This window comes from Glutamicibacter soli, assembly GCF_003309065.1.
In the GTDB taxonomy this organism is placed as follows: domain Bacteria; phylum Actinomycetota; class Actinomycetes; order Actinomycetales; family Micrococcaceae; genus Glutamicibacter; species Glutamicibacter soli.
On record NZ_POAF01000001.1, the window covers coordinates 297,952 to 323,794 of the forward strand.

Below are 25,843 nucleotides of genomic sequence, written 5' to 3' on the forward strand. Positions count from 1 at the left end.
GAACCCCAGGGTTTCAGCCACGCGCATCCGGTGGGCAGAATGGGAGTTACCGGATTCAGCCGGAGAAAAGTACAGGGGGAAATATGAAAATGGCCAGCGGAGTCTTCTCCGTCCTCGACACCGAGACCACCGGGCTGTTCCCCGGCGGACATGACCGGATCGCGGAGATCGCCATCGTGAGAATGAACCGCGACGGCGAAGTGCTGGACCGCTGGGAAACGCTGGTCAACCCGCAGCGGGACCTGGGCAAGCAGTCGCTGCATGGAATCCGCAGCTGTGATCTGCTCGGTGCCCCGACGTTCAGCGACCTGGCCGCAGAACTGGCATGGCGGCTGTCAGGCACCGTGCTGGTGGCCCACAACCTCTCCTTCGATGCACGGTTCCTGGACGCGGAGTTCCGCCGGGCCGGCATGCCGGTGCCGGGGCACTTTCTAGAGCATGGGCTGTGCACCATGCGCATGTCCCATCAGTACCTGCACGGCGCCGGGCGCTCGCTGCAGGACTGCTGCGATTCCTTCGGCATCGAGCTCCTGGAAGCCCACAGCGCGGCCGGGGACGCGGCCGCCACCGCAGTCCTGCTCTCGCGCTACATGGAACTCGATGAGCAGAATCCCGAATGGGATCTGCGCCTTGGCCGGGCGGCGCAATCGGCGTGGATCAAGGCGTCCCCGGGAGGGCGCATCATTCCTGTGCGACGGGCCGCCGCCGACGCCGAACCGGCCCGCCACTTCCTGAACCGGCTGACCACCCGCTTGCCCCAGTTCACCGGCACCGAAGCCCAGGACGACTACCTGGCGATCCTCGACCGGGCGCTGATGGACCGGTACTTGTCGGCCCACGAGGAACAGCAGCTGATCTCGCTGGCCGCGGAGCTGGGACTCGACCGGGCCGGGGCGCTGGAACTCCACGAGCTGTATTTCCAGCAGCTGGTGCGCGCAGCCTGGGCCGACGGCACGCTGACCGAGGAAGAACTTCTGGATCTCAAGACGGTCGCCGGCCTGCTCGGGCTTGGGCAGCAAAGCGTGCAGGGAGCGCTGAGACCGCCTGCGGATATCGAACTAGCCACGGCTGAGGCGGTGCCATCAGCCGGAAAACTCGCTCCCGGATCTCTGGTGGTGCTCACCGGGGACATGTCCCGGGCCCGCGCGCAGATCGAGGAGGACCTCCGGGCCGCTGGTTATGTTCCGCATGGCGCCATCACCAAGAAGGTGAGCCTGCTGGTGGCCGCGGATCCGGATTCCCTGTCAGGCAAGGCCAAGAAGGCCCGGGACTACGGCATTCCAGTGGTGTCGGAGGACTACCTCTGGGACACGCTGCTCGCCTGAACCGCCCTCAGGACCGGTTCACTGCACAAACACCAAGGGATGGCCCCGCCGGCAGTGCGGCGGGACCATCCCTGAGATGTCAGAGTCTGGGGTGGAGCTTACAGACTCTCAGCTAGTTTTTTTGCGCGGGAGAATTCCAACATGTCTTCGCGCTCGACAACCTTGATGCGGTCGCGGGTGATGTCGCCGAAGCGGGTGGCCACGGTGCCTTCGGCAGCGCCCAGCTCCTTCTCGTGCGCGTCTAGGGACTTCCAGCCATCCCAGTCGGAGAACTGCACACCGCGCTCGTCCAGCAGATCCGCGATGGACTGCTCGATGGACGGCTGGGCCAGGGAGCCCAGGTCCTCCAAGAGGTGGTTGATGGTCTCCAGGGCGTCGCCCTTGGTGTGGCCGATCAGGCCTACCGGGCCGCGCTTGATCCAGCCGGTGGCGTACAGGCCGGGCACGTGGGTGCCGGTTGCGTCCAGGACACGGCCCTCGACGTTCGGCAGCACACCCTTGGCGCCGTCGTATTCGATCTCGCCGACGGCCGAGCCGAAGTAGCCCACCGCGCGGTAGAGCGCCTGGATCGGGTACTCGATGAATTCGCCGGTGCCGCGGGCGCCGCCGTTGCCGTCCAGCTCGTTGCGCTCGACCTTCAGGCCGGACACCTTGCCGTCTTCGCCCAGCACCTCGACCGGGGACTGCAGGAAGTGCAGGTGCAGGCGGCGCGAGGCGCTTGGAGCTTCTTCGCGCTCTTCCTGCTCGATCAGCCAGTTGGTCAGCGTGGAGACCATGGTCTTGGTCTGGTTGTTGGTCTTCATGGCCTCATCCGAGGCCTTGTCGAATTCGAAGTCCTCCGGGTAGAGCACGATGTCCACGTCCATGGAGTGGGACAGCTCGCGCAGTTCCAGCGGGGTGAACTTCACCTGGGCCGGGCCTCGGCGCCCGAACACGTGCACGTCGGTGACGGCGGAGTCGTTCAGCTGCGCGTAGATGTGGGCGGGGATTTCGGTTTCCAGCAGCTGGTCGGCGTGCTTGGACAGGATGCGGGCCACGTCCAGCGCCACGTTGCCGTTGCCGATGACGGCGACTTCGCGGGCCGACAGGTCCCAGTCCTTGTCTGCATCCGGGTGGGCGTCGTACCAGGACACGAAGTCAGCGCCGCCGTAGGAACCGTCCAGGTCGATGCCTGGAATGTTCAGGTCCGCGTCCTTCTGGGCGCCGGTGGCGATGATGATCGCGTCGTAGCGGGCGCGCAGGTCCTCAAGGGTGATGTCACGGCCCAGTCCGACGTTTCCGTAGAAGTCGATCCAGTCGTTGTCCAGCACTTTGTGCAGGGCGGTGATGATGCCCTTGATACGCGGGTGGTCCGGGGACACGCCGTAGCGGATCAGGCCGAACGGGGTTGGCAGCTCGTCGAACAGGTCTACCTTCAGGCTCAGCGCGCCGGAGGAGACCGGCTGGCTCTTGTTGAGCAGATCAGCGGCATAGATGCCTGCCGGGCCGGCGCCGACAATTGCCACGCGCAGGGCGCGGGCCGAAAGGTGCTCGGGGACGATCAGTTCACTCATCAAACAACATCTCTTTCTTAGTCAACGAATGTGGCCGCCGCAGGGACGTCGGCGTTCTCTAGCGGCAGGAGGCCTGCCAGGCTGTCGGAGGCTTCCGGGGCTAGCCGAACGACATCACCAATCACGATGACGGCCGGATTCGCCACTGCGGCCTTGCGGGCTCGCATTACAATCCCTTCTAGCGTACCGATAGTTGTCCGCTGCGTCTGTGAGTAACCTCGCTCAACTATCGCAATTGGCGTACTTGACGGTAAACCGCGGGTAAGCAATGTCTCAACAATTTTCGGCAAATTCGAGACTCCCATCAGCACGGCGAGGGTGTGGTCGCTGCGGATGGGCACGTCCGCCAGCTCGGTATGGCCGCTGACCACGGTGAAACCCGCGGCCACCCCGCGGTGGGTCACCGGGATGCCGGCGGCCGCCGGAACCGAAATGGAGCTGGTGATGCCGGGGATCACCCGGGTCGGGATGTTGAACTTGGCCGCATAGAGCAGCTCTTCGCCGCCGCGGCCCAGCACGAACGGGTCCCCGCCCTTCAGGCGCACCACGTTCTTTCCCTCCAAAGCGTATTTGACCAGCAATTCATTGATCTCGTCCTGGGTTTTCACGTGGCAGCCCGGGGCCTTGCCCACGTCCACCACGATCACGTCGTCAGCCAGGTCCGCAAGCAGTTCGGTCGGCCCGAGCCGGTCTGCCAGCACCACGTCCGCGGCGAGCAGGGCCTTGTAGCCGGCGACCGTGATCAGTTCCGGGTCGCCCGGTCCCCCGCCGATGAGGGTGATATGTCCGTTAGCCATGGTTTTCTCCAGTTCGAGTCATTCCGCGGTCGCGCAGCAGTTTGCGTTCCAGCGGGGCAAAACACAGTAGTTCGATCAGCACGCCCACCAGCAGGATCACCAGTATGACCAACATCACCAGGGGCAGGTCGGCCAGATCCCGGCCGCGCTGCAGCAGCGAGCCGACGCCCAGGGCGAGTGAGCCGCCCACCGCGATCAGTTCCGCCGCCATCAGCGAGCGCCAGGCGAAAGCCCAGCCCTGGCGCAGCCCGGCCACGTAGCCGGGCAGCGCCGCGGGAAGCTCGACATGCACGATATGCTGGCGCCTGCTGGCACCGAGCACCCGGGACAGGGCCGAGTACTGGGCGGGGATCATGTCGATGCCTGAGAGCAGTCCGTTGATGATCGAGGGAATCGCCCCGAGCAGCAGCACGGTGTAGATGGTCGCGTCGCTCAGCCCGAAGAGGATGATCGCCGCCGGCACCCAGGCGATGGAGGGCAGCACCTGCATGGCCGAGACCAGCGGGCCCAAGCCCTTGCGCAGCAGCGGCAGGTGGGCCAGCAGCAGGGCCGCCGGGGTGGCGACCAGCACCGCGATCGCGAAGCCCGACAGCGCCCGGAACAGCGAGGTGCCCACCGCGGAAAGCAGGGTCCCGTCGGCCAGCAGCTCGGGCAGCTTGGCGGCCACGGCCGCCGGGCCGGGGAACAGGTCCTCGCGCAGCGGCGAAGCCCAGGCGGCGATCTGCCACAGGCTGACCAGCACCACCAGGGTGATCAGCGGGGCGATAACCGCATCGGCGCGCCCGCGGCGGCGCAACACGGCGGCCGGGCGGAGCGCGGCGGCGGCCCTAGTTTGCGTCAGTGCGCTCATGCTTGCGCTGCTCCTTTCGCAGGATGGTGGTCAGTTCGTCGGCCAGGGCGGCCGACTGCGCCGGGTTGCGGCGCAGGTCCTCGGTGATTCTCCGGGTTTCCAGGATGCGTCCGGGATGGGAGGAGAGGACCAGGATGCGCCCGGAGAGGCGGATGGCCTCGCGCACGTTGTGCGTCACGAAGATGATGGTTTTGCCCGTCTGCTCCCACAGCGAGCGCAGTTCCTCGTGCAGCAGGTCGCGGGTGATGGCGTCCAGGGCCGCGAAGGGCTCGTCCATCAGCAGCACCTGCCGGTCCTGGGCCAGCGCCCGGGCCAGCGCCACACGCTGGCGCATGCCGCCGGAGAGCTCGTGCGGCTTCTTGTGCACCGCGTGCCCCAGCTGGACCAGCTCCAGCAGCTGGTCCACCCGTGCCTGCCGGGTGTCCTTCGGATGCCCGGCCAGCTTCAGCGCCAGCTCCACGTTGCGGCCCGCGCTCAGCCAGGGCAGCAGGTTCGAATCCTGGAACATGAACGCCGCCCCGTCGTCCGGGACGTCCAGCCAGCCCTCGGTGGGGGCCAGCAGCCCGGCGATCAGGTTCAGCAGCGAGGACTTGCCGCAGCCCGAGGCGCCGAGCACTGCGATGAATTCGCCGTCCTCGATGCGGGCGCTGAGCCTGTCGATGACCAGCCCCGTGCCCGGGTAGCTCAGGGACACCTCGTTCAGCTGCACTCCCATTACTTCCCCTCCCCGGCGGCGAAGGAGTCATCCACGAGGCCCTGCGTGCTGCCCGGTTCCCCGATGCCCACCGCGGCCGCATGGGCCACCAGGGTGTCGAAGGTTCCGCTCAGCGGCGTTTCATCGAAGCTGATCTGGTCCAGCGCCGCGGAGATCACCTCATCGGACAGGGTGCCGCCGCCGTGCGCGGCCAGGGCCTGCTGCACGGTGTGAAGCTTCTGCTGCTCGCCGGTGGTGTTCAGCCAGTTGATGGCCTGCGCGTTGGCCTGCACCAGCTCCCGCACGGTGTCCGGGTGCTTGGTGATGAACTCCTGCGAGGCCACCAGCACCGTGGTCGGGAACTTGCCTTCCGGCCACAACTGCGCCTCGTTGACCAGGCGGTGCGCCCCGTACTGCTTGACCAGCAGCGAGGCGTGCGGTTCGGGCAGCCAGGCCCCGTCGATGGAGCCGCGGGCGAACAGCTGCGGCACGGTGCCGTTGGAGCTCGGGGTGACGGTGACCGACTCATCCAGGCCCCGCTCCTTCAGGAAGCTGCGCAACGCCACGTCCTGGGTGCCGCCGTACTGCGGGGTGGCAAGTTCGGTGCCGGCCAGCTGGGACACCTCGGTGATGTCCTTGGAGACAACCAGGCTGGCCCCGCCTGAGGCGGCCCCGGCGATGATGCGCAGCGAGGTCCCCCCGCTGGACAGGTAGCTGTTCAGCGCAGGGCTGGGACCCAGGTAGGCCGCGTCGATGGCCCCGGAGTTCAGCGCCTCGATGGCCGCGGGGCCCGCGTTGAAGATCTGGGTTTCCAACGTGGTGCCGTCCGCGCCCACTGCCTTGTCCAGGATGCCCTTGGCGTCGGCCACCAGCGCCGGGGCGTGGGTGGCGTTCGCGAAGTAGCCCAGGCGCAAGGTGGCGGCCGGTCCCTGGTCGGCGGCCGTGCCGGCATTCTTGGCCGGGGCCGGGACGAAGGCGGTGAGCACCGCGGCCACCGCCAGCAGCCCCGCCGCGGCTGCCCCGAGGGCCCTACCGCGCCGGTTGGCGCGCGGGGCGTGCGCGGTCAGCCGGGTGCGTCCGGCGGCCGGCTGCTCAGGCGGCTGCATGCCCGGCTCCGATGATCCCGGCGGCCAGGGTGCGCCCGGTGGCCGGTTCGATGAGCAAGAAGCTGCCGCCGGTGCGCGAATCGCTGTAGTCGGCAGGGCTCAGGGCCGCGGAGCTGCGCACCGTGAGCCGTCCCAGGTCGTTGAGCCCCAGGGTGTCTGCCTGCCGGTGCGAGTAGTCGGCGACGTCGAGCACGTGGCTGATTGGCCCGATCTTCGCGGCGGCGACCTTGGTGCCGTGCTTGAGCAGCACCCGCTGCCCCTCGGCCAGCGTGGCCGGGGCCAGGATGCACACCTCGGCGGCGAATTCGCGCACCGCCTGAGGCAGCTGGCCTGCCACCACGGTGTCCCCGCGGGCGATGTCCACCTCGTCCTCAAGTTCCAGAACGATCGCCTCCCCCGGCTGCGCGGTGCCCACCGGCCCGGACGGGGTGCCGATGGCCTTGACCCGGCTGGTGGCCGGGTAGCCGTTGGACAGGATGCCCACCGTCTCTCCCACCGAGAGGCTGCCGTCGGCCAGGGTGCCTGCATAGCCGCGGAAGTCGCGGTACGCTTCCGGGTCCAGGCCTGGAGCCAGCGCTCCTTGCGGGCGGATCACGTACTGCACGTCCAGTCGGGCGGTCCCGGCGGGGCGCCCCGGCGCCAGCTCTTCGAGCAGCCCGAGCAGGGTGGGCCCGGCGTACCAGTGGCTGTGGGCGGAGGGATCCACCACGTTGTCCCCGTGCAGCGCGCTGACCGGGATGACGGTGGCGGCCTGCAGGCCCAGTTGCCCGGCCAGGTCCAGCACCTCGGTTTCGATGGCGCTGAAACGCTGCTCGTCCCAGTCGACCAGGTCCATCTTGTTGACCGCGAGCACCAGCTGCGGCACCCGCAGCAGGGCGAGCACCCCCAGGTGGCGGCGGGTCTGCTCAAGCACCCCGTGGCGGGCGTCCACCAGCACGATGGCGGCATCGGCGGTGGAGGCGCCGGTGACGGTGTTGCGGGTGTATTGCACGTGGCCCGGGCAGTCGGCCAGGATGAAGGATCGGCGGGCGGTGGAGAAGTAGCGGTAGGCCACGTCGATGGTGATGCCCTGTTCGCGTTCGGCGCGCAGCCCGTCGGTGACCAGCGCCAGGTCCAGGGCGCCGGCCTGTCCGCCGAAGCCGCGTTCGGCGCTGGTGCGGGCCAGGTCGTCCAGCGAGTCGGCGAGGATGGCCTTGGCGTCGTGCAGCAGCCGTCCCACGAGCGTGGACTTGCCGTCGTCCACGGATCCAGCGGTGGCGATGCGCAAAAGTGTGGTGGTCATCTTAGAAGTACCCTTCGGTCTTGCGGTCTTCCATGCCCGCGGCGGAAATTCTGTCGTCGGCGCGGGTGGCGCCGCGTTCGGTCAGCGTGGCCACGGCCAGCTCGTCCAGCACCTTCTCCACGGTGTCAGCGGCGGAAAGCACCGCGCCGGTGCAGCTGGCATCCCCCACGGTGCGGTAGCGCACCTGGCGGACAACGACCTGTTCGGCCGGTTCGGGCTGGCTGACCGCGGTGACCGCCCGCCACATGCCGTCGCGTTCGAAGACCTGGCGCTGGTGGGCGAAGTAGATGGAGGGAAGCGCGATGTTCTCGCGCTGGATGTAGGCCCAGATGTCCCGTTCGGTCCAGTTGGAGATCGGGAAGGCGCGCACGTGCCAGCCAGGCTCGTGGCGGCCGTTGTACAGGTTCCAGATTTCCGGGCGCTGGTTGCGCGGATCCCAGACGCCGAACTCGTCGCGCAGGGACAGGATGCGCTCCTTGGCGCGGGCCTTGTCCTCGTCGCGGCGGGCCCCGCCGAAGACCACGTCGAAGCCGTTGGATTCGATGGTGTCAAGCAGCACCCGGGTCTGAAGCCGGTTGCGGGTGCCGTCGGGCAGTTCGGCCAGCTCGCCGCGGTCGATGTACTCCTGCACGGAGCCGACCACCAGGTTCAGGCCGTATTTCTCGACCACGGCATCGCGGAAGTTCAGCACCTCGCCGAAGTTATGGCCGGTGTCGATGTGCACCACGGGGATCGGCACGCGGCCCGGGTAGACGGCCTTGGCCAGCAGGTGCAGCACCACCACGGAGTCCTTGCCTCCGGAGAAGAGCAGTCCGGGCTTCTCGAATTCGGCGAGCACCTCGCGGATGATATGGATGGATTCGGCTTCCAGGGCGTCCAGGACGCTGCGCTGGGTGCCGGTCGGGGCGGTAGCGGTGAGGCTCATGGGGAGGTCCTTCAAAAGTTAGATGTGGATGCCGCATTCGGTTTTGGACAGGCCGGCCCAGCGTCCGGCGCGCGGGTCCTCTCCCTCGGCGACGGGCCGGGTGCAGGGCTCGCAGCCGATGGACGGGTAGCCGTGGGCCAGCAGCAGGTTCACCGGGACCTGGTGTTCGGTGGCGTAGCCGATCAGCTGATCGAAGCTCCAGGTCGCCACCGGGTTGAACTTGAGCAACCCATGGGTTTCGTCGAAGGACACCAGCGGGGTGTTGCTGCGGGTGGGGGCCTCGTCGCGGCGGACCCCGGTGAACCAGGCGCCGTAGCCGGACAGGGCACGCTTCAGCGGGTCCATCTTGCGCAGCTTGCAGCAGGCGGCCGCGTCGCGGGCGAACAGGTCCTTGCCGTATTCTTCGTCCTGCTGCACCACGGTGAGTTCGGGCAGCACGTCCACCACTCTGACCGGAAGCCTTTCGGCGACCTCGTCGCGGGTGATGCGTGTTTCGGTGAAGTGGTAGCCGGTGTCCAGGAAGAGCACGTCCACCCCGGGCAGCTGCCGGGCGACCAGGTGCGGCAGCACCGCGTCGGCCATGGAGCAGGCCACCGCGATCTCGGACACCTCCAGGTGGCGGGCGGCGAACTCGACCACCTGCGCGGCACCGGCGTCCCAGCCCAGCTCCGTGGCTCCGAGCGCGGCGATGGCGCGCAGCTCGTCCTCGGTCTTCAGGGTTCGGGTGCTCATGACAGGTCCTCCTCGGCGGCCCGGTGCGCCCAGGCGGCGAAGGATTCGCCGTCTTCGGCCAGGGCGGAGTAGTTCTTCACCACGCGTTCGACGTAGTCGGGCAGCTCGTGGGCGGCGACCTTCAGGCCGCGCACGGTGCGGCCCAGGGTGGCCTCGCCGTTCTCGAACCCGGCCAGCGTGCCGCCCAGGTGCACCTGGAACCCGGAAACCTGTTCCCCGGCGTCGTTGGTGATCAGCTGGCCCTTGAAACCCAGGTCGGCGGTCTGCACCCGGGCGCAGGAGTTCGGGCAGCCGTTCACGTGCAGGGACAACGCCTTGGGCAGCTTGCCGTTGTGGTCGGCGAGCCGGGATTCGATCTCGCGCACCGCGTCGATGGTGGTGTTCTTGGTGTCCACGATGGCCAGCTTGCAGTATTCGATGCCGGTGCAGGCGATGGCCGAGCGGCGAAGCAGCCCCGGATAGGCTTCCAGGCCCAGCGTGCGGGCGCCGCCCACGAAGTCCTTGACCTGCTCCTCGGCGATGTCCAGGGCGATGACCTTCTGGTGCGGGGTGGTGCGCAGCCGGGTGGAGCCGTGGGCTTCGAGCAGGTCGGCCAGGGCGGTCAGCGTGGTGCCGGAGGAGCGTCCGGCTTCCGCGGTGAGCCCGATGAAGAACTTGCCGTCCTTCTGCGGGTGCACCCCCGAGTGGTCCCCGGCGGTGGCAGGCTGCGGGCCGGGTCCGATGTCCGGCAGCGCGTAGCCCAGGTATTCTTCCTCAAGGACCTTGCGGAACTTTTCGGTTCCCCAGTCGGCCAGAAGGAACTTCAGCCGGGCCCGGTTGCGCAGCCGGCGGTAGCCGTAGTCGCGGAAGATGGAGGTCACGCCCTCCCAGACGTCCGGGGCCTGCTCCTGGGTGACGAAGGCGCCCAGGCGTTCGCCCAGCCGCGGGTTGGAGGACAGTCCGCCGCCCACCCAGAGGTCGTAGCCCGGGCCCAGCTGCGGGTGCTCGATGCCGATCAGCGCGATGTCGTTGATTTCGTGCACGACGTCCTGGCTGGGGTGCCCGGAGATGGCGGTCTTGAACTTGCGCGGCAGATTCGCGAACTCCGGGTTGCCGATGTAGCGGCGGGAGATCTCGGCGATGACCGGGCTCGGGTCGATGATCTCCTCGGCGGCGATGCCCGCGACCGGGGAACCGAGGATGACGCGCGGCACGTCGCCGCAGGCCTCGGTGGTGTGCAGTCCGACGGATTCCAGCCGGCGCCAGATTTCCGGCACGTCCACCACGTCAACCCAGTGCAGCTGGATGTTCTGGCGGTCGGTGAAGTCTGCGGTGTCGCGGGCGAAGTCGGTGGAGATGCCCCCGATCACCCGCAGCTGCTGCGTGGTCAGCGCGCCGCCGTCGATGCGCACCCGCAGCATGAAGTAGCGGTCTTCGAGCTCTTCGGGGCTCAGCGTGGCGGTCTTTCCGCCCGGGATGCCCTGGGCGCGCTGGGTGTACAGGCCCCACCAGCGGAAGCGGCCGTGCAGGTCCTCGGGATCGATTGAATCGAAGCCCTGCACGGCGTAGATCTCTTCGATCCGCGCCCGGACGTTCAGGCCGTTGTCCGCGGCCTTCATTTCCTCGTTCGCGTTCAGCGGGGTGGTGCCGTCGATCTTCCATTGGCCATTGGGCTTGGCCGCCCGCTGGGGCCGGGCCGGTGTGGTTGTCTGCGTCATGTGATCCAGCGTAGAAAACCGCCCCCGGGCGCTGGCAACCGCCGGATGTCACATGAACACGCGAGGCCTAGAGAGGTCGAACTTCGTCATGCGGCGTCATGAAACCGGCGGTTTCAAGCGCAGATTTCAGTCGCACGAGGAAACATTCTGCGATCGTTACGTCCGGCAACAGCGGCCTTGTCACCACCGCGGCTCCCGTGCTAGCCAGCTTGTCCTGGAAGTAGCCGTCGGCCAGCAGGACGCTGAGCAGCAGCACCGGGCGGGTGCCCGCCTCGGCGACAGCCTGCAGGACGTTCGGCTGCGCCCCGGCGCAGTAGGCCACCTGGACTTCGCGCTCCAGCAGGTTCCCGAGCTGCCCGGCGAGCTTGACGACCTGCCGCTGGCCGACTTCCAGCCGCGTCCCGGCCGCGGCCAGGATCACCTGCGGGTTGTCATCCAGGTGACCCTGGGCGCGCTGCGCGAGCGCCCTGGCGAGCTGCGGCAGCGGGCCCAGCGGCTTAGCGGCGACGGTGTGCTCCCGGGAGGCGACGGCCTGGGCGACATCCTGCGTGGTGTGCACGCCGTCGGCCACCAGCAGCGGCAGCACCACGGCAGGCTCGCCGGCGGGCAGGCCGTCGAGGACCTCGGGCAGGGAAGGGCGCTGCACGTCCACATAGGCCTCGTGCCAGCGCAGCTCGGGCAGCCAGCCGGCGGCCAGCACTTCGAGCTGGCCGCGCAGGTGGTTGATCAGCCGCTGGCCGTCGGGGTTGTCGGTTCCGTGGGAGGCGGCCACCACGTGGATGACCTCGGGAGTGCTGCTCATGGTGGCTCCTTGCCAGAAACGGCGGGCTGCTAGTTGCCCGTGCGGATCAGCTTGTGGTTGGCGGCCTGGGCCTGCGGACGGATGACGATCTGGTCCAGGTTCACGTGGGCCGGGGCGCTGACCGCGTAGCGGATCACCTCGGCCACGTCGTCGGCGGTGAGCGGCTGTTCGACCCCTGCATAGACGTTGTCCGCCGCCTGCTGGTTGCCCAGCCGGCGCAGCGAGAATTCCTCGGTCTGCACCAGGCCGGGAAGCACCTCGATGACGCGGATGCCGTGCTCCACCTCCTCCAGGCGCAGGGCCTGGGTCATGGCGCTCTGCGCGGCCTTGGCCGCGTTGTAGCCGCTGCCGCCTTCATAGCTGGCCAGGGCTGCGGTGGAGGTCAGGTTCAGGACGGTGCCGTGCACCTTGCGCAGCGAGGGCAGCAGGGCGCGGGTCAGCCGCATGGTTCCCATGACATTTGACTGCAGCATGAACTCCCAGTCCTCGTCCACCGCGTCGGCCCAGTAGTCGGTGCCGCGGGCGCCGCCGGCCACGTTGATTAGGGTGTCAGCTCCCCCGTGCTCGGCCACGGCCAGAGCCAGCGAGTCGACGTCGGTCTGGTTGCTGACGTCTGCGGGAATGGCGATGGCGCCGGTTTCCTGGGCGAGCGCTTCCAGGCGTTCCGCGCGGCGGGCCACGGCGAAGACTGTCCATCCCTGCGCACGCAGTGCGCGGACGGTGGCCTGCCCGATGCCGGAGGATGCCCCGGTGACGACGGCCGAACGGTTGGACGAGGTGTTTTCCCAAATAGTCATGGGTTTAGTTTAGAACTTCGCGCCGAACCCGAGGTAAGCCGTGAATTTTTCTTTCCTCAGCCGGCCAGCGGCCGGGCGGCGAGTTCCTGGGCAGGATCGGCGAAACGGTAGCCGCCCTGGTACTCGTTGACCGTTGCGGGTTTCGTCATGGCATGGAACTGGGCCAGGAAGTCCTCCCCGCGGCTGAGCACGGCTGTTTCGACCAGGGATCGGTAGCTGTAGGGACGGTAGCTGGCCACCTGCGGGGTGTCCCGGCGGAATTCGTGGCGGCCCTGGAAGGCGAGGACCTTGGCACCGGGTGCCAGGGCCGGCTGGATCCGGGCGCCGACCTCGACGGCGTCGTATTGCGCCTCGCGGCGGCTGAGCATCTCCAGTTCCCCTTCGGTGACCGGGATCAGCACGCCGTTGACTGTCGCATCGGGCTGCGGGCTGATGTCCAGGAATTGGCCGTTGCAGGCGTGGCCGTCGTCGAAGACGATGGGCACCCTGATTTCCCAGTCGCGCGCGAAGCCGTGCAGCAGTGCCAGCGGCATGTGCTGCTGCTGGATCTCGCGCCGGAGCGTGCGTGAAACCGAAGCGGATGAGACAAGCGATCCGTAGCCGAAGATGAACAGTTCGTGCCCAGACAGGCCGGTGAAAGGTGCCATACCCACATCATATGATCCGCGGACACCCGAATCACGCGGCTTGCGGCCGGTACGGGATTCAGCCGGCGGTGCGCAACCGGTCGCGGCTGGCCAGCCAGATGAGGGTGGAAGGCAGCTGGATCCAGCGCGGGACGCGGTTCGTGTAGTCCGCATAGGCCTGGCCGAAGGTGGCCTGCAGCGCTTCCTCCTCGGCGGGGATCTGCAAGCGGTCCAGCCAGAGTGCCAGGCCCAGCGCCGGTAGCAGTGCACGCGCCGAACCACGCCACAGCGCATGGGCTGTCACCGCGCCCACCATACCCAGATACATCGGGTTGCGGCTGATGGAATTCGCGCCGGAGACGACCAGCGTGCTGCTCTTCTCGGGATGCAGGGGGTTGATGGAGGTCTTGGCGGCGCCGAACCCGAGATCCGCCCACACCGAAATGCCAGCGCTGGCGGCCAGCAGCACCCCGGCGGCCGTGGTGGACACCGGGCCGCCACGGCGTCGACCGGCCAACCGGCGCTGGGCCGCGAGGGCGGCGGCAACAACGACCGGCGGCGGAATCACGGGGGCGCGATGCTCGCTCATGGAACCGATGGTACGCCGTGCGCGCGGCGCTGCCTATGGGCATGCAGGCAAGCTTGTCGGTTCCCGCCCCTCGCCCGTCCGACGTGGGGCAAACCATGGACACGGATGAGCGCGGCCCGGATAAAACGTGAAAGAATGAAGCCATGGCAGAAGAAAACTTGGGCACAGACACGCCCGCAACGGTTTCCGTTCCTGACAAGCCGGCTTTGGAAGGCTTGGAAGAACGTCTCTCGTCCCGGTGGCGCACCGAGGGCACCTATCACTTCAACGAGGACACGACCCGCGAGGCCGTCTACTCCATCGACACTCCCCCGCCGACCGCGTCCGGTTCGCTGCACGTAGGACACATGTTCTCCTACACGCAGACCGACGTGCTGGCCCGCTACCAGCGCATGAACGGCAAGAACGTGTTCTACCCGATGGGTTGGGACGATAACGGCTTGCCGACCGAGCGCCGCGTGCAGAACTACTTCGGCGTCCGCTGCGACCCGACCAAGCCGTACATCGAGGGCTACCGCCCGCCGGAGAAGCCGGCGAAGAACCAGCGCGACTGGGATGTCATCGGCCGCAAGAACTTCATCGAGATCTGCGAAGAGCTGGCCGTCGAGGACGAGAAGGTCTTCGAGCAGCTGTTCACCACCCTGGGCCTGTCCGTTGACTGGCGCATGACCTACCGCACCATCGATGACAACTCGCGTGCGGTGTCGCAGCGCGGCTTCCTGGAGAACCTGGCCAAGGGCGACGCCTACATGGCCGAGGCCCCGACCCTGTGGGACGTCACCTTCCGCACCGCAGTGGCCCAGGCCGAGCTCGAGGACCGCGAGATGCCCGGCGCCTACTACCGCTACGGGTTCACCACCGAGTCCGGCGAGCAGGTCTTCATCGAGACCACCCGCCCCGAGCTGCTGGCGGCCTGCGCCGGCCTGGTCGCGCACCCTGATGACGAGCGCTACCAGCACCTGTTCGGCAAGACCGTCACCTCTCCGCTGTTCGGCGTTCCGGTCACCGTCTACCCGCACCCGCTGGCCCAGGCCGACAAGGGTTCGGGCATCGCGATGGTCTGCACCTTCGGCGACTTGACCGACGTGACCTGGTGGCGCGAGCTGCAGCTGCCGACCCGTCCGATCATCGGCCGCGACGGCCGCATCCTGGCCGACACCCCGGAATGGATCACCTCCGAGGCAGGCAAGGAAACCTACGCCAAGATCGCCGGCAAGACCTCGTTCTCCGCCAAGGAGGCCATGGTCGAGCTGCTGACCGAGGCGGGCCTGCTGGACGGCGAGCCGAAGAAGATCTCCCGCCCGGTGAACTTCTTCGAAAAGGGCGACAAGCCCCTGGAAATCGTCACCTCGCGCCAGTGGTACATCCGCAACGGCGGCCGCGACGAGGACCGCCGCGCCCGCATGATCGAGCGCGGCCAGCAGATCGACTTCCACCCGTCCTTCATGCGCTCGCGCTACGAGAACTGGGTTTCCGGCCTGAACGGCGACTGGCTGGTCTCCCGCCAGCGCTTCTTCGGCGTGCCGGTGCCGGTCTGGTACCCGGTCGACGAGCACGGCGAGCCGAACTACGACGCCCCGATCCTGCCCGAGGTCTCGCAGCTGCCGGTCGACCCGGCCGCCGACGCCCCGGCAGGCTACACCGAGGCGCAGCGCGGTCAGGCCAATGGCTTCATCGGCGACGCCGACGTGCTGGACACCTGGGCCACCAGCTCGCTGACCCCGCAGATTGTCGGCCGCTGGGGCCGCGACGACGAGTTCTTCTCGAAGGTCTACCCGTTCGACCTGCGCCCGCAGGGCCACGACATCATCCGCACCTGGCTGTTCTCCACCGCGGTCCGCGCCGATGCGCTGCACGGCGACATCCCGTGGAAGCACGCCGCGATCTCCGGCTGGATCCTGGATCCGGACCGCAAGAAGATGTCCAAGTCCAAGGGCAATGTGGTGGTCCCGAACGACGTGCTGGACAAGTTCGGCGCGGACGCCGTCCGCTACTGGGCCGCCAGCGCGAAGCTCGGCGCGGACACCGCGTATGAGATCAACCAGATGAAGATCGGCCGCCGCCTGGCCATCAAGATCCTGAACGCGTCGAAGTTCGTGCTGAACCTGGGCGCCACCGAGGCCAACGTGCTGACCGATGACGCCTCCGTGGTCATCAACGGCCTGGACCACTCGCTGCTGACCCGCCTGTCGACGGTGATCGGCGACGCCCAGCGTGCGTTCGAGAACTACGACTACGCCCGTGCCCTGGACATCACCGAGTCCTTCTTCTGGTCGTTCACCGACGACTACGTGGAACTGGTCAAGGACCGCGCCTACGGCGGACACGGCGAAGCGCAGCAGGCCAGCGTGCTGGCCACCTTGGCCACCACCTTGGATTCGGTGCTGCGTTTGTTCGCCCCGTTCCTGCCGTTCGCGACCGAAGAGGTCTGGGGCTGGTGGCGTGCCGGTTCGGTGCACCAGGCCCAGTGGCCGACCACCGGCCACCTGGCCGCGGCGATTGCCGATGCGGACGCAGAGGTGCTGCCGCTGGTGGGCACCGCCCTGTCAGGCATCCGCAAGGCCAAGTCGGACGCGAAGGTCAAGCAGCGCACCGAGGTGCTCTCCGGCGAGGTGCATGCTCCGGCTGCACAGATCGCTCAGCTGCGCGCAGGCTTCGAGGACCTGAAGTCCGCGGCCAACGCCCGCGAGCTGACCCTCGTGGAGGCCGACGGTGAACTGACCGTCGCCAACGTCGAGTTGGCGCCGGTCGAAGAAGCCTAGGCTCCGTAAGAATAAACGGCGGGCCGCCAGGAATTTTTCCCTGGCGGCCCGCCGTTTGTTTTGCCTGCTGCTACTGTCCGGCCAGGGTCCGGCTGACTTGCTCCCGCTGCGTCCCCTGCCGCCGGCGCAGGATCGTGGAGATCGGCCAGGAGGCCGCGCCCAGGATTCCCGCAACCACTGCAACTGTGGTCAGGGCGCCGGTCAGCGACCCGGTGGCCTGGTGGTAGATCAGGTCGGCGACCGCGGGGTCGAGATTCGAGAACAGGTGCTCCCCCGTGTAGTCGGCAATCAGGGTCGCTATGGCCAGGGCGCTGACTCCGGTCACCAGCCCCAGGCCGATCAGCGCGCGGGTCACGTAGCGCGGATTGAGGATGACCGCGGCGATAAGCAAGCCCGCGGAAACGTAGACCAGCCAGGGCCCGTAGGTTTCGATGAGCGTGTAGGCCCGCTGCACGGCCGGCAGCGCGTCGCTTTGGATGATCTGCACATCCCACTCGAGATTCGTCACCGCGCCGAGCCCCGGGATGCCCAGGTTCGTCAGCGAGGACACTACTTCGCCGAGCACGTCGCTGAGCTGGAAGGTCAGGGCGCCCGCGTCGTCAAGGGCCACGGAGGCGCTGTTGCCGGAGAGGATCGCCACGGCTTTCGCATGGCTTGCGCGCAGGGTGGATTCCCACAACGAGGCGAACTGATTGGATTGCACCAGGTTGTGCACGGCGCCGCCGACGATGCCGTCCACCTTTTCGGCGATCTGGCCGCTGGGCACCAGCTTCAAGATGAACCCGTCGCCGGTCAGCGAATCAATGCGTTCTTCAAGCTGCAGCTGGTTGGAAATCGCTTGGGAGATCTGTCCGGAGACATTCTCCTGCAGCTGCGGATTCTTGCCCAGCGGCGCCAGAGTCTGGGTGAAACCGTCGGTGTTGGTCACGTACTTGGTCGCCCACAAGCCGGCGATTGAGATCGGCGCGAGCACCAGGCCGATGATCAAGACTACGCTCGCGGCGACGGATCGCCAGCGGAAAATTGTTTCAGGCACGGTTTGTCCTTCCTGGAGCCGGCCAAAATCGGCCCTGACTACACCACCTTAGCAATCCTCTGTGTTTTCGCGTCGGGCATTGCCTGTGTGATCGGTATGGATCGGACGGGTTAAATGCTTCAGGGACGTTCCGTAGCAGAACGTCCCTGAATCAGCTGCATAAATTAGTCGAACACCGGGCTTTCGGTGCGCGAGCGCTTGAGTTCGAAGAAGTACGGGAAGGCGGCCAACTGGGCGGCCGCGTCGAACATCTTGCCGGCTTCTTCGCCCTTCGGAACCCGGGTGATGACAGGTCCGAAGAAGGCAACCCCGTCGACGGCGACGATCGGGGTTCCAACGTCCTGGCCGACCTTGCTGATGCCGACTTCATGGCTGGCGCGCAGCGCGTCGTCGTTCTGATCGGTGCGGGCTGCTGCAGCGAGCTCGGCCGGCAGGCCAGTCTGCTGCAGTGCCTTCGCAATGACTTCGTCGCGGTCGGTCAGGTTCTCGTAGTGGAAGAGCTCGCCCATGGCGGTGTAGAGCTGGTCCTTGACCTGGTCGCCGTGCTCCTGCGCGGCCTTCATGATGACCCGGACCGGGCCCCACGAGTCGTCCATCTTCGCGCGGTAGTCGGCAGGCAGGTCGCGTCCTTCGTTCAGCACCGAGAGACTCATGACATTCCAGAAAACCTCGATGTCGCGGACCTTTTCGACTTCCTTGATCCAGCGGCTCGTCGCCCAGGCGAACGGGCAGATTGGGTCAAACCAGAAATCGACATGCTGACGCGAAGCCATGAACTACCAACTTTCCTAGGGTGAACTGCCGGAACCCGGCAGGCTGATGATGGGCTGAACTATGCGGACTTCTTGTTGCGCTTGGCCACCACTGCGTGCGACAGCAGGGTTGGTTCGGCGCCGTCCATGACGGTTTCGCGGGTCACAACGACCTCGGCGACGTCCTCGCGGCTCGGCAGGTCGAACATGATCCCGGCCAGGGTTTCTTCCAGGATGGCGCGCAGGCCGCGCGCTCCGGTCTCGCGTTCGATGGCCAGTTCCGCGATGGCGTCGAGTGCCGGCTGTTCGAAGCTCAGCTGCACCCCGTCCATCTGGAACATCTTCTGGTACTGCTTGACCAGTGCGTTCTTCGGCTCGGTCAGCACGCGCACCAGCGCATCGCGGTCGAGGTGCTCGACGGTGGTGATGACCGGCAGGCGGCCGATAAACTCCGGAATCAGGCCGAATTTCAGCAGGTCTTCCGGCCGCACGTCGGAGTACGAGGCCACCTCGGACTTCAGCGCGGTCAACGGGGCGCCGAAGCCGATGCCCTTGCGACCTGCTCGCGAGGAGATGATCTCTTCCAGGCCCGCGAAGGCGCCGGCGACGATGAACAGGATGTTGGTGGTGTCCAGCTGCAGGAAATCCTGGTGCGGATGCTTGCGCCCGCCCTGCGGCGGTACCGCTGCGACCGTGCCTTCGAGGATCTTCAGCAGGGCCTGCTGCACGCCCTCGCCCGAGACGTCGCGGGTAATCGACGGGTTCTCGCTCTTGCGGGAGATCTTGTCGATTTCGTCGATGTAGATGATGCCGGTTTCGGCCTTCTTGACGTCGTAGTCCGCGGCCTGGATGAGCTTGAGCAGGATGTTCTCGACGTCTTCGCCCACATATCCGGCCTCGGTCAGGCTGGTGGCGTCGGCGACGGCGAACGGCACGTTAAGCTTCTTGGCCAGCGACTGGGCGAGGTAGGTCTTGCCGCAACCGGTAGGGCCGATGAGCATGATGTTGGACTTCGAGACCTCGACGTCGCCCAGCGGGTCGTCGTTGGTCAGGGCGGCTACCGGAGCAGGCTCCTGGTTGCCATGGATCCGCTTGTAGTGGTTGTATACGGCGACGGAGAGGGCGCGCTTGGCATTCTCCTGGCCGATCACGTATTCCTGCAGCGAATCGAAGATCTCACGCGGCTTGGGCAGGGAGAATTCCTCATTGACTTGCTCTTCGGCAAATTCTTCGGCAATGATCTCATTGCACAACTCAATGCACTCGGTGCAGATGTAGACGCCGTGCCCGGCAATCAGCTTCTTAACCTGCTTTTGACTCTTTCCGCAGAAAGAGCACTTCAACAGGTCCGAGCCCTCGCTCATACGTCCCATCGCACCATTCTCCCATTTGCCTTCAGTAGCTTTGGACTTACTTAATTCTAGGCTAGGTAGTCCCCGAAATAGCTGAACAAGGCGGCTTACCTGTCATGAGTCATTTTCGAGTGAAAGCCACATTTCAGGTAAACCGCCAGTATTCAACAATTATTCCCGGCTCGGACTAGTGCCCCAGCATCGCGCGGTTGATCTTGCGCGGGGTCAGGACCTCGTCCACGATGCCGTAGGCCTTCGCTTCTTCTGCCGTCATGAACAGGTCGCGCTCCACATCGTCGCGGACCTTCTCCACGGTCTGGCCCGAGTGCGATGCGATGGTGGTCTCCAGCCAGGAGCGCATGCGCATGACTTCTTCGGCCTGGATCTGCAGGTCGGTCGCGGTGCCGCGCTCCCCGCCGCCCATGGCAGGCTGGTGGATCAGCACGCGGGCGTTCGGCAGGGCCAGGCGCTTGCCCGGGGTGCCGGCGGCCAGCAGCACGGCCGCGGCCGAGGCGGCCTGGCCGAGGCAGACGGTCTGCACCTCTGGGCGGATGAACTGGATGGTGTCGTAGATCGCGGTCATCGCGGTGAACGAACCGCCCGGGGAGTTGATGTACAGGGTGACATCGCGCTCCGGGTCCATCGATTCCAGGACGAGCAGCTGGGCCATCACGTCATCCGCGGAGGCGTCGTCGACCTGGGCGCCGAGGAAGATGATGCGGTCTTCGAACAGCTTGGCGTACGGGTCCTGGCGCTTGAAGCCGTATGGGGTACGCTCTTCGAACTGCGGCAGGATGTAGCGGGCCGAAGGCATCTGGCCGCTGGTGGCTTCAGGATTGAAGTGCATGGTGTTCTCCTAGGACAAGTCTGTGTGATTCAAGCAAGTGGGTGCGGCGCTTAGGATTCGACTCCGCCGCCACCGGTGACGGAACCGGCGTGCTTGGCGATCTTGTCGAAGAAGCCGTAGGCCAGCCCGTCCTCGGCGGTGAACCACTTGTCGCGCTGGTTGTCGATGAGGATCTGCTCCACGGTCTGGCCGGTCTGCTCGGCGGTCAGCTCGCTCATGACCTTCTTCATGTGCATGATCAGCTCAGCCTGGATCTTGATGTCCGAGGCAGTGCCGCCGATGCCGCCCGATGGCTGGTGCATCAGGATGCGGGCGTTCGGGGTGGCGAAGCGCTTGCCCGGGGTGCCGGAGGACAGCAGGAACTGGCCCATGGAGGCCGCCAGGCCGGTGGCCACGGTCACCACGTCGTTCGGGATGTACTGCATGGTGTCGTAGATCGCCATGCCCGCGGTGATGGAGCCGCCTGGCGAGTTGATGTACAGGTAGATGTCCTTCTCAGGGTCCTCCGCCGAGAGCAGCAGCAGCTGCGAGCAGATGGCGTTCGCATTGTCGTCGCGGACCTCGGAGCCCAGCCAGATGATGCGCTCCTTGAGGAGGCGGTTGTAAATGTAATCCTCACGGCCTGCCGGGTCAACGGTGGCCATGGTGGGAGTGCGCGAATCATTTGACATGTTCTCTACCTCTTCCAAACGTGTAGATCAGATTCTGGGATCCAAAGTCCGAATCCCAAAGCTGCAACTGGTTTACTTGCAGATTACTTACTTCAAGTCCTCGATGGGGCGATTCATGCCCCTGTTTCGCTCACGGCGCATGCTGCACGCCTGAAGCGAACAAAAATGGCCGTCAACCAGCGTGTTTGCACATGCTGGCCGACGGCCATCAATGATTTGGGTGAAGACTACTTGGCTTCGGTTGCCTCGGACTCGGCCTCAGCCTCTGCTGCTTCGTCCTCGCCAGCTGGCTTCACGAAGGAGCTCAGATCCACAGCTGCACCGTTCGAGTCGGTGACCGTTGCGTACTCCAGGACCTTTGCCAGTGCCTTGCGGCGGCGAACCTCGCCCAGCAGCATTGGAACCTGGCCTGCGCCGTCCAGCATCTGAGCGAACTGGTTCGGCTCCATGCCGTACTGGCCTGCGGTCTGCACGATGTAGTCGATCAGCTCGGACTGCTCCACGCCAACCTCTTCGGCGTTGGCAACTGCGTCCAGGATGATTTCGTTCTTGAAGGCACGCTCGGTGTTCTCGCGAACTTCCGCACGGTGCTCTTCGGTGTCGTGGTCGTCCTCGGCGTTCGGCTGGTCGAAGTGCTGCTCGATCTGCTCGTTGATAACCGACTCAGGCACCGGAACCTCAACCAGTTCCAGCAGCTTGTCCAGGACCAGCTCGCGGGCCTCAACGCCCTGCTCGACGATCTTGCCTTCGGCGGCGGACTTGCTCAGGTCCTCGCGCAGCTCGGCGATGGTGTCGAACTCGGAAGCCAGCTGCGCGAAATCATCGTTGGCTTCTGGCAGTTCGCGCTGCTTCACAGCGGTCACGACAACCTTGACGGTGGCAGGCTTGCCGGCGTACTCGCCGCCAGCCAGCTCGGTCTCGAAGGTTGCGTCTTCGCCAGCGGACAGGCCGGTGATGGCCTCGTCCATGCCCTCAAGCATGTTGCCCGAGCCGATCTGGTAGGACAGGCCCTGAGCCGAGTCGACCTCTTCGCCCTCGACCGAAGCGGTCAGGTCGATGGTGACGAAGGAATCGGCAGCTGCTGGAGCCTCGACGTCCTTCAGGGTGCCGAAGCGGCCGCGCAGGTCGTCAAGAGCCTTCTCGATGTCCTCGTCGGAAACTTCCTTGGCCTCAACGGAAACCTCGATGCCCTTGTAGTCAGGCAGCTCGACAGTCGGGCGGATGTCAACTTCCAGGGTGAAGACCAGCTGGCCTTCGCCTTCCTTCTCGATCGAAGGCAGCTCGGTGATGTCGACCTCTGGGCGCGACAGCGGGGTGAGCTCGTTCTCGACCATGGCGGCCTGGTAGTACTCGTTCAGACCCTCGTTCACCGCGGTCTCGATGACGTAGCCCCGGCCAACGCGCTGATCGATCAGGCGGGAAGGAACCTTGCCCTTGCGGAAGCCTGGGATCTGGATCTGCTGAGCGATAGTCTTGTACGCCTCATCGACGCGGGGCTTCAGCTCTGCGTAAGGAACTTCAACGGTCAGCTTAACCCGGGTCGGGTTGACGTTTTCGACGGCGCTCTTCACAGCGTTGTACTCCTGAGTTGTAATAATTAGGTCTAATCTGCAAAAAACCCCGCAACATGGTGGCGTTGCGGGGTTGTTCGACAGAGTCGGGGTGACAGGATTCGAACCTGCGACCTCACGCTCCCAAAGCGCGCGCTCTAGCCAAGCTGAGCTACACCCCGATTAGCAGTGATCAGTCTAACCGACGTTTTCCTGTATCCACTAATCGTTTGTGATGCAGTTCGGGTCTATTTCACTAGCATCCGAAGATCACAAGATCTAAATAATATTTAGCTCTCAAGTTTCATGTACATTCAGACCGGAATCCTTAGTTCATGAGTCGGGGTGACAGGATTCGAACCTGCGACCTCACGCTCCCAAAGCGCGCGCTCTAGCCAAGCTGAGCTACACCCCGTTGAATTCTTGTGAAAATCGCTTCTCACTTGAACCAACTCTTTGTGAATTCAGGTTTGGATTTGTTTATCCGCGCCTGACCACAAGAAATAAAGATACACGGGTTCGGGGTAAATGCAAAATCAGGATCCCTCTCCCAGTACCGCCGGGAAACCGCGTGTTTCCGGGGATTTTCCGAGAATTACCTTCGATTTTGACGCATATTCCACCCCGACGTGAGTTGAGTAACAGGAGATTTATTATTCGCGAGCCCCGGGAGGGCGACACCATAAGCCGTAGCCATCGACGCATCAACGGGCGAAAAGGCGAGGAATTCTCGACGCTAAAACTTCCCGTCGGGGCGTAGGGGCTGGAAACAACGGGAACCAGCGCAGGAAAGTTGACCGGCACACCTCAGCGGCTGGGGCCGTTCCCGGCGCCAGCGGCTCCGCGAACATCGGGTCTTCCCGCATTCGCAAGCCTTCCCCCTTGAACCCAACAGGCGGCAGCCCAAGCGCCAGCCACCGCCGCGGACTCTCCCATGACGCCCTGCGGCCACTGGGTCCGCGTTCCGGTGCAGTTCACTGCCAGCGGACCAGGCAGCATGCATCTTGCAGTGCCGTACTTCTCGTGGCATGACATCGTGCTGCTCGCGGAATCGGATTTCTGGGCACGCGACCCTGGCATCATCATCGCCCTCGGCCAGATTTTGCGGGCGACGCAGGTTTTCTCGATGCCAGGCAAGATCGAAGTCCCCTTGCCGGTCAGGCCGAATCAATGCGCGTGGGTTCCAGCGCAGAAATCCGATGCCCTACCGCGAAAGTCCTGGGAAGGCAGATGGCCAGCGATTCGGATTCCAGCGAGGGCCAGCAACGGGCGACACTTACCGGATAAACGAAAACCCCGCCGGAGCGGGGTTTCTCTGGAGGGGATGACGAGAATCGAACTCGCGTCATTAGTTTGGAAGACTAAGGCTTTACCATTAAGCTACATCCCCATTTCGAAGCTACTTCGCTTCGAACAAGTTCTAGTCTAGACCATAAAACTTGGGCATTGCAAATCGGGAAACCAGTCTCCGACTTGGGTGCATTCGCCTAGCACGGAGCGCCACCCAGAAAAGACAGTACACGCCGGGAATTTGAATTTAAAAGAATAAATCCGAATTCCCGGCGCAGCGCATGCTTATTTACCGGCGCGCTTGCGCGGCAGGCGCTGGCATTTGGGGCACCAGTACAGTTTCCTGGCGGCGACCTCAGCGAGGGAGATCGTCGCGGTGCATTTCCTGCATCCCATCCCCTGGCGCTGGTAAACGTAGTAGGCATTATCCGGCCAGAGAAGTCCTTCGGAATCACGGTCTTCGGGGCGGGTCGTGATGATCTTCCCGTCGCGCACGCCGTCCTCCATCGTCGCCACGATGTCGTTCCACAGTTTCTTGGCGGCCCGGGTCGAAAGCTCGTTGGCCGGAAGATCGGGAGAAATCCGGTTGCGGAACAGCGTTTCCGCGCGGTAGATATTTCCGACGCCGCTGATGAGGTTTTGGTTCATCAGCACGATGCCGATCGGCGACTTGGTGCGCAACAGGTTCGCGCGGAATAGCGCGTAGGCCTCATCCAGCCGTGCGTCCGCCTCGGCGGCATCCGCCTGGCCCTTGGCCGCCCGGAACCTGACGGCGGCACCGACTAACGGGTCCGGCCCCAATTTGGCCAACTGGGCCTGCACCTGTTCGTGGTCCAGCACCTCGCAGGCTGTTGGGCCGCGCAAGTCCGCCCAGCCGTGCTCGGACACGATGCGTGCGCGCACGGCGCCCACGGGAGCCGGCGGACCGGAGTACTCCCCCGCGTCCTGCGGCGAAGCGGTTTCGCGTTCACCGATCTTCCGCGGGGCGCCGATGGATGACGCGCCGGTGAAGTAGCTGTCTCCACCGAAGCTGAAGGCTCCGTAGAGACCCAGGTGCACCCGCAGGTACAGGTCGTTGGAGAAATGGCAGAACAGCTGCTTGCCCTTGGCGAACGCGTATTCAAGTTCGCACCCGTCGATGCGCTGCGCGTCGACGGCGAAGCGGCCCTGCGGGGAAGAAACGTGGACCGTCTGGCCGCCGAATACGTCGTCGAATTGGCGGGCCAGACGGTGAAGGGAGTGTCCTTCGGGCACGGCTAGTCGATGACCTCGCCGGTGGTTTCATAGGTCGCGATCTTGCCGATGCGGCGAACGTGGCGCTCGGCTTCGCTGAACGGCTCGGCCAGGAATGCCTCGATCAGTTCGGCGGCTTCCTCCACAGTGTGCTGGCGGCCGCCCACGGCGATCACGTTGGCGTCGTTGTGCTCGCGGGCCAGCTTGGCGGTGTCCAGGTTCCAGGCCAGTGCGGCGCGGATGCCCTCGACCTTGTTGGCGGCGATCTGCTCGCCGTTGCCCGAACCGCCCAGTACGATGCCCAGCGCTTCGACGCCGGCACGCTGGTCGGCGACCACTGCCTTGGCCGCGTTGATGCAGAAGGCCGGGTAGTCGTCTTCCGCGTCATAGGCCTTCGGTCCATGGTTGACCATCTCGTAGCCCTTGGCGGTCAGGTGCTTGACCAGGTAGTCGCTGAGTTCAAGACCGGCATGGTCGGTGGCGATATGCACGCGCATCGTGTGGAGCCTCATTCATTGTGGACGGTTGTTGCTGTCTTTTCTAGCTTAGCGACCAACACGCGCGCCGCAGGCATT

Annotated in this window: 23 protein-coding genes and 3 tRNA genes; 2 read left to right on the forward strand and 24 right to left on the reverse strand. The window is 65.6% G+C overall.

Annotated elements, in window-relative coordinates; translation table 11 throughout:
* Positions 1–83 precede the first annotated feature (83 nt).
* Positions 84–1,325, forward strand: coding sequence for an exonuclease domain-containing protein (locus tag C1H84_RS01420; RefSeq protein ID WP_244910780.1), 1,242 nt, complete (start codon positions 84–86; stop codon positions 1,323–1,325).
* Positions 1,326–1,423: 98 nt separating this feature from the next.
* Here C1H84_RS01420 and C1H84_RS01425 read toward each other — a convergent pair whose 3' ends face one another.
* The 13 genes from C1H84_RS01425 to C1H84_RS01485 form a co-directional block, all read right to left on the reverse strand.
* Positions 1,424–2,878, reverse strand: coding sequence for an FAD-dependent oxidoreductase (locus C1H84_RS01425; RefSeq protein ID WP_113606360.1), 1,455 nt, complete (start codon positions 2,876–2,878; stop codon positions 1,424–1,426).
* A gap of 17 nt (positions 2,879–2,895) precedes the next feature.
* Complete coding sequence (cobA, locus tag C1H84_RS01430; RefSeq protein WP_047119291.1) at positions 2,896–3,675, reverse strand: uroporphyrinogen-III C-methyltransferase; 780 nt, start codon at positions 3,673–3,675, stop codon at positions 2,896–2,898.
* Positions 3,668–4,525, reverse strand: coding sequence for an ABC transporter permease (locus tag C1H84_RS01435; RefSeq protein ID WP_053798263.1), 858 nt, complete (start codon positions 4,523–4,525; stop codon positions 3,668–3,670). The genes cobA and C1H84_RS01435 overlap by 8 nt, the downstream gene beginning before the upstream one ends.
* A complete protein-coding gene (locus C1H84_RS01440; protein WP_047119293.1) occupies positions 4,503–5,240 on the reverse strand; it encodes an ABC transporter ATP-binding protein in 738 nt (245 codons plus the stop codon). Before C1H84_RS01440 ends, C1H84_RS01435 begins: the two co-directional genes overlap by 23 nt.
* Positions 5,240–6,325: an ABC transporter substrate-binding protein gene (locus C1H84_RS01445; RefSeq protein ID WP_113606361.1), complete on the reverse strand. Its 1,086-nt coding sequence runs from the start codon at positions 6,323–6,325 to the stop codon at positions 5,240–5,242. Before C1H84_RS01445 ends, C1H84_RS01440 begins: the two co-directional genes overlap by 1 nt.
* Positions 6,312–7,607, reverse strand: a complete 1,296-nt coding sequence (locus tag C1H84_RS01450; protein WP_113606362.1) for a sulfate adenylyltransferase subunit 1 — start codon at positions 7,605–7,607, stop codon at positions 6,312–6,314. The genes C1H84_RS01445 and C1H84_RS01450 overlap by 14 nt, the downstream gene beginning before the upstream one ends.
* Before the next feature lies 1 nt (position 7,608).
* Positions 7,609–8,532 carry a sulfate adenylyltransferase subunit CysD gene (gene cysD / locus C1H84_RS01455; RefSeq protein WP_047119295.1) on the reverse strand — a complete coding sequence of 308 codons (924 nt, stop codon included), beginning with the start codon at positions 8,530–8,532 and terminating at the stop codon, positions 7,609–7,611.
* An 18-nt stretch (positions 8,533–8,550) separates the two neighbouring features.
* Complete coding sequence (locus tag C1H84_RS01460) at positions 8,551–9,264, reverse strand: phosphoadenylyl-sulfate reductase (protein ID WP_053798266.1); 714 nt, start codon at positions 9,262–9,264, stop codon at positions 8,551–8,553.
* Positions 9,261–10,961, reverse strand: coding sequence for a nitrite/sulfite reductase (locus C1H84_RS01465; RefSeq protein WP_113606363.1), 1,701 nt, complete (start codon positions 10,959–10,961; stop codon positions 9,261–9,263). The genes C1H84_RS01460 and C1H84_RS01465 overlap by 4 nt, the downstream gene beginning before the upstream one ends.
* A 67-nt stretch (positions 10,962–11,028) precedes the next feature.
* Positions 11,029–11,763, reverse strand: a complete 735-nt coding sequence (locus tag C1H84_RS01470) for a sirohydrochlorin chelatase (RefSeq protein ID WP_113606364.1) — start codon at positions 11,761–11,763, stop codon at positions 11,029–11,031.
* 29 nt (positions 11,764–11,792) lie between these two features.
* Positions 11,793–12,560: an SDR family oxidoreductase gene (locus tag C1H84_RS01475; protein WP_047119299.1), complete on the reverse strand. Its 768-nt coding sequence runs from the start codon at positions 12,558–12,560 to the stop codon at positions 11,793–11,795.
* Positions 12,561–12,616: 56 nt separating this feature from the next.
* A complete protein-coding gene (locus C1H84_RS01480) occupies positions 12,617–13,207 on the reverse strand; it encodes a gamma-glutamylcyclotransferase family protein (protein ID WP_113606365.1) in 591 nt (196 codons plus the stop codon).
* Between the two features lie 58 nt (positions 13,208–13,265).
* On the reverse strand, positions 13,266–13,775 hold the full coding sequence (locus C1H84_RS01485; RefSeq protein WP_113606366.1) for a methyltransferase family protein: 510 nt from the start codon (positions 13,773–13,775) through the stop codon (positions 13,266–13,268).
* A gap of 143 nt (positions 13,776–13,918) precedes the next feature.
* On the opposite strand from C1H84_RS01485, the gene valS reads away from it, so the two are divergent.
* Positions 13,919–16,537: a valine--tRNA ligase gene (gene valS, locus C1H84_RS01490; protein ID WP_047119302.1), complete on the forward strand. Its 2,619-nt coding sequence runs from the start codon at positions 13,919–13,921 to the stop codon at positions 16,535–16,537.
* Between the two features lie 70 nt (positions 16,538–16,607).
* Here valS and C1H84_RS01495 read toward each other — a convergent pair whose 3' ends face one another.
* The 11 genes from C1H84_RS01495 to C1H84_RS01545 all read right to left on the reverse strand — a co-directional run bounded on the left by C1H84_RS01495 (position 16,608) and on the right by C1H84_RS01545 (position 25,765).
* Positions 16,608–17,573, reverse strand: coding sequence for a hypothetical protein (locus C1H84_RS01495; RefSeq protein WP_113606367.1), 966 nt, complete (start codon positions 17,571–17,573; stop codon positions 16,608–16,610).
* Between the two features lie 164 nt (positions 17,574–17,737).
* On the reverse strand, positions 17,738–18,346 hold the full coding sequence (locus C1H84_RS01500) for a mycothiol-dependent nitroreductase Rv2466c family protein (protein ID WP_113606368.1): 609 nt from the start codon (positions 18,344–18,346) through the stop codon (positions 17,738–17,740).
* Positions 18,347–18,405: 59 nt separating this feature from the next.
* Complete coding sequence (clpX, locus tag C1H84_RS01505) at positions 18,406–19,698, reverse strand: ATP-dependent Clp protease ATP-binding subunit ClpX (RefSeq protein WP_047119305.1); 1,293 nt, start codon at positions 19,696–19,698, stop codon at positions 18,406–18,408.
* A gap of 166 nt (positions 19,699–19,864) precedes the next feature.
* Positions 19,865–20,524 (reverse strand): ATP-dependent Clp protease proteolytic subunit, encoded by a 660-nt coding sequence (locus C1H84_RS01510; protein ID WP_047119306.1) that lies wholly within the window; start codon positions 20,522–20,524, stop codon positions 19,865–19,867.
* A gap of 50 nt (positions 20,525–20,574) precedes the next feature.
* Positions 20,575–21,168 carry an ATP-dependent Clp protease proteolytic subunit gene (locus C1H84_RS01515; protein WP_047120760.1) on the reverse strand — a complete coding sequence of 198 codons (594 nt, stop codon included), beginning with the start codon at positions 21,166–21,168 and terminating at the stop codon, positions 20,575–20,577.
* Positions 21,169–21,422: 254 nt separating this feature from the next.
* A complete protein-coding gene (gene tig / locus C1H84_RS01520) occupies positions 21,423–22,766 on the reverse strand; it encodes a trigger factor (RefSeq protein ID WP_047119307.1) in 1,344 nt (447 codons plus the stop codon).
* A gap of 86 nt (positions 22,767–22,852) precedes the next feature.
* Positions 22,853–22,927 (reverse strand) — tRNA-Pro (locus C1H84_RS01525).
* A 158-nt stretch (positions 22,928–23,085) separates the two neighbouring features.
* A tRNA-Pro gene (locus C1H84_RS01530) sits at positions 23,086–23,160 on the reverse strand.
* A gap of 901 nt (positions 23,161–24,061) precedes the next feature.
* A tRNA-Gly gene (locus tag C1H84_RS01535) sits at positions 24,062–24,135 on the reverse strand.
* Between the two features lie 185 nt (positions 24,136–24,320).
* Positions 24,321–25,289: an Fpg/Nei family DNA glycosylase gene (locus C1H84_RS01540; protein WP_113606369.1), complete on the reverse strand. Its 969-nt coding sequence runs from the start codon at positions 25,287–25,289 to the stop codon at positions 24,321–24,323.
* 2 nt (positions 25,290–25,291) lie between these two features.
* Positions 25,292–25,765 carry a ribose-5-phosphate isomerase gene (locus tag C1H84_RS01545; protein WP_047119309.1) on the reverse strand — a complete coding sequence of 158 codons (474 nt, stop codon included), beginning with the start codon at positions 25,763–25,765 and terminating at the stop codon, positions 25,292–25,294.
* Between the last annotated feature and the right edge of the window lie 78 nt (positions 25,766–25,843).

What these genes read in the sequence shown, in the direction of transcription:
- C1H84_RS01440 (WP_047119293.1), bottom strand. Translation starts at nt 5,240, where the DNA reads ATGGGAGTGCAGCTGAACGAGGTGTCCCTGAGCTACCCGGGCACGGGG.
- C1H84_RS01500 (WP_113606368.1), bottom strand. Translation starts at nt 18,346, where the DNA reads ATGGCTTCGCGTCAGCATGTCGATTTCTGGTTTGACCCAATCTGCCCG.
- C1H84_RS01420 (WP_244910780.1), top strand. Translation starts at nt 84, where the DNA reads ATGAAAATGGCCAGCGGAGTCTTCTCCGTCCTCGACACCGAGACCACC.
- C1H84_RS01515 (WP_047120760.1), bottom strand. Translation starts at nt 21,168, where the DNA reads ATGGCCACCGTTGACCCGGCAGGCCGTGAGGATTACATTTACAACCGC.
- C1H84_RS01435 (WP_053798263.1), bottom strand. Translation starts at nt 4,525, where the DNA reads ATGAGCGCACTGACGCAAACTAGGGCCGCCGCCGCGCTCCGCCCGGCC.
- C1H84_RS01465 (WP_113606363.1), bottom strand. Translation starts at nt 10,961, where the DNA reads ATGACGCAGACAACCACACCGGCCCGGCCCCAGCGGGCGGCCAAGCCC.
- C1H84_RS01545 (WP_047119309.1), bottom strand. Translation starts at nt 25,765, where the DNA reads ATGCGCGTGCATATCGCCACCGACCATGCCGGTCTTGAACTCAGCGAC.
- C1H84_RS01510 (WP_047119306.1), bottom strand. Translation starts at nt 20,524, where the DNA reads ATGCACTTCAATCCTGAAGCCACCAGCGGCCAGATGCCTTCGGCCCGC.
- C1H84_RS01485 (WP_113606366.1), bottom strand. Translation starts at nt 13,775, where the DNA reads ATGAGCGAGCATCGCGCCCCCGTGATTCCGCCGCCGGTCGTTGTTGCC.
- C1H84_RS01460 (WP_053798266.1), bottom strand. Translation starts at nt 9,264, where the DNA reads ATGAGCACCCGAACCCTGAAGACCGAGGACGAGCTGCGCGCCATCGCC.
- cobA (WP_047119291.1), bottom strand. Translation starts at nt 3,675, where the DNA reads ATGGCTAACGGACATATCACCCTCATCGGCGGGGGACCGGGCGACCCG.
- clpX (WP_047119305.1), bottom strand. Translation starts at nt 19,698, where the DNA reads ATGGGACGTATGAGCGAGGGCTCGGACCTGTTGAAGTGCTCTTTCTGC.
- C1H84_RS01475 (WP_047119299.1), bottom strand. Translation starts at nt 12,560, where the DNA reads ATGACTATTTGGGAAAACACCTCGTCCAACCGTTCGGCCGTCGTCACC.
- C1H84_RS01445 (WP_113606361.1), bottom strand. Translation starts at nt 6,325, where the DNA reads ATGCAGCCGCCTGAGCAGCCGGCCGCCGGACGCACCCGGCTGACCGCG.
- C1H84_RS01480 (WP_113606365.1), bottom strand. Translation starts at nt 13,207, where the DNA reads ATGGCACCTTTCACCGGCCTGTCTGGGCACGAACTGTTCATCTTCGGC.
- C1H84_RS01425 (WP_113606360.1), bottom strand. Translation starts at nt 2,878, where the DNA reads ATGAGTGAACTGATCGTCCCCGAGCACCTTTCGGCCCGCGCCCTGCGC.
- cysD (WP_047119295.1), bottom strand. Translation starts at nt 8,532, where the DNA reads ATGAGCCTCACCGCTACCGCCCCGACCGGCACCCAGCGCAGCGTCCTG.
- C1H84_RS01470 (WP_113606364.1), bottom strand. Translation starts at nt 11,763, where the DNA reads ATGAGCAGCACTCCCGAGGTCATCCACGTGGTGGCCGCCTCCCACGGA.
- valS (WP_047119302.1), top strand. Translation starts at nt 13,919, where the DNA reads ATGGCAGAAGAAAACTTGGGCACAGACACGCCCGCAACGGTTTCCGTT.
- C1H84_RS01450 (WP_113606362.1), bottom strand. Translation starts at nt 7,607, where the DNA reads ATGACCACCACACTTTTGCGCATCGCCACCGCTGGATCCGTGGACGAC.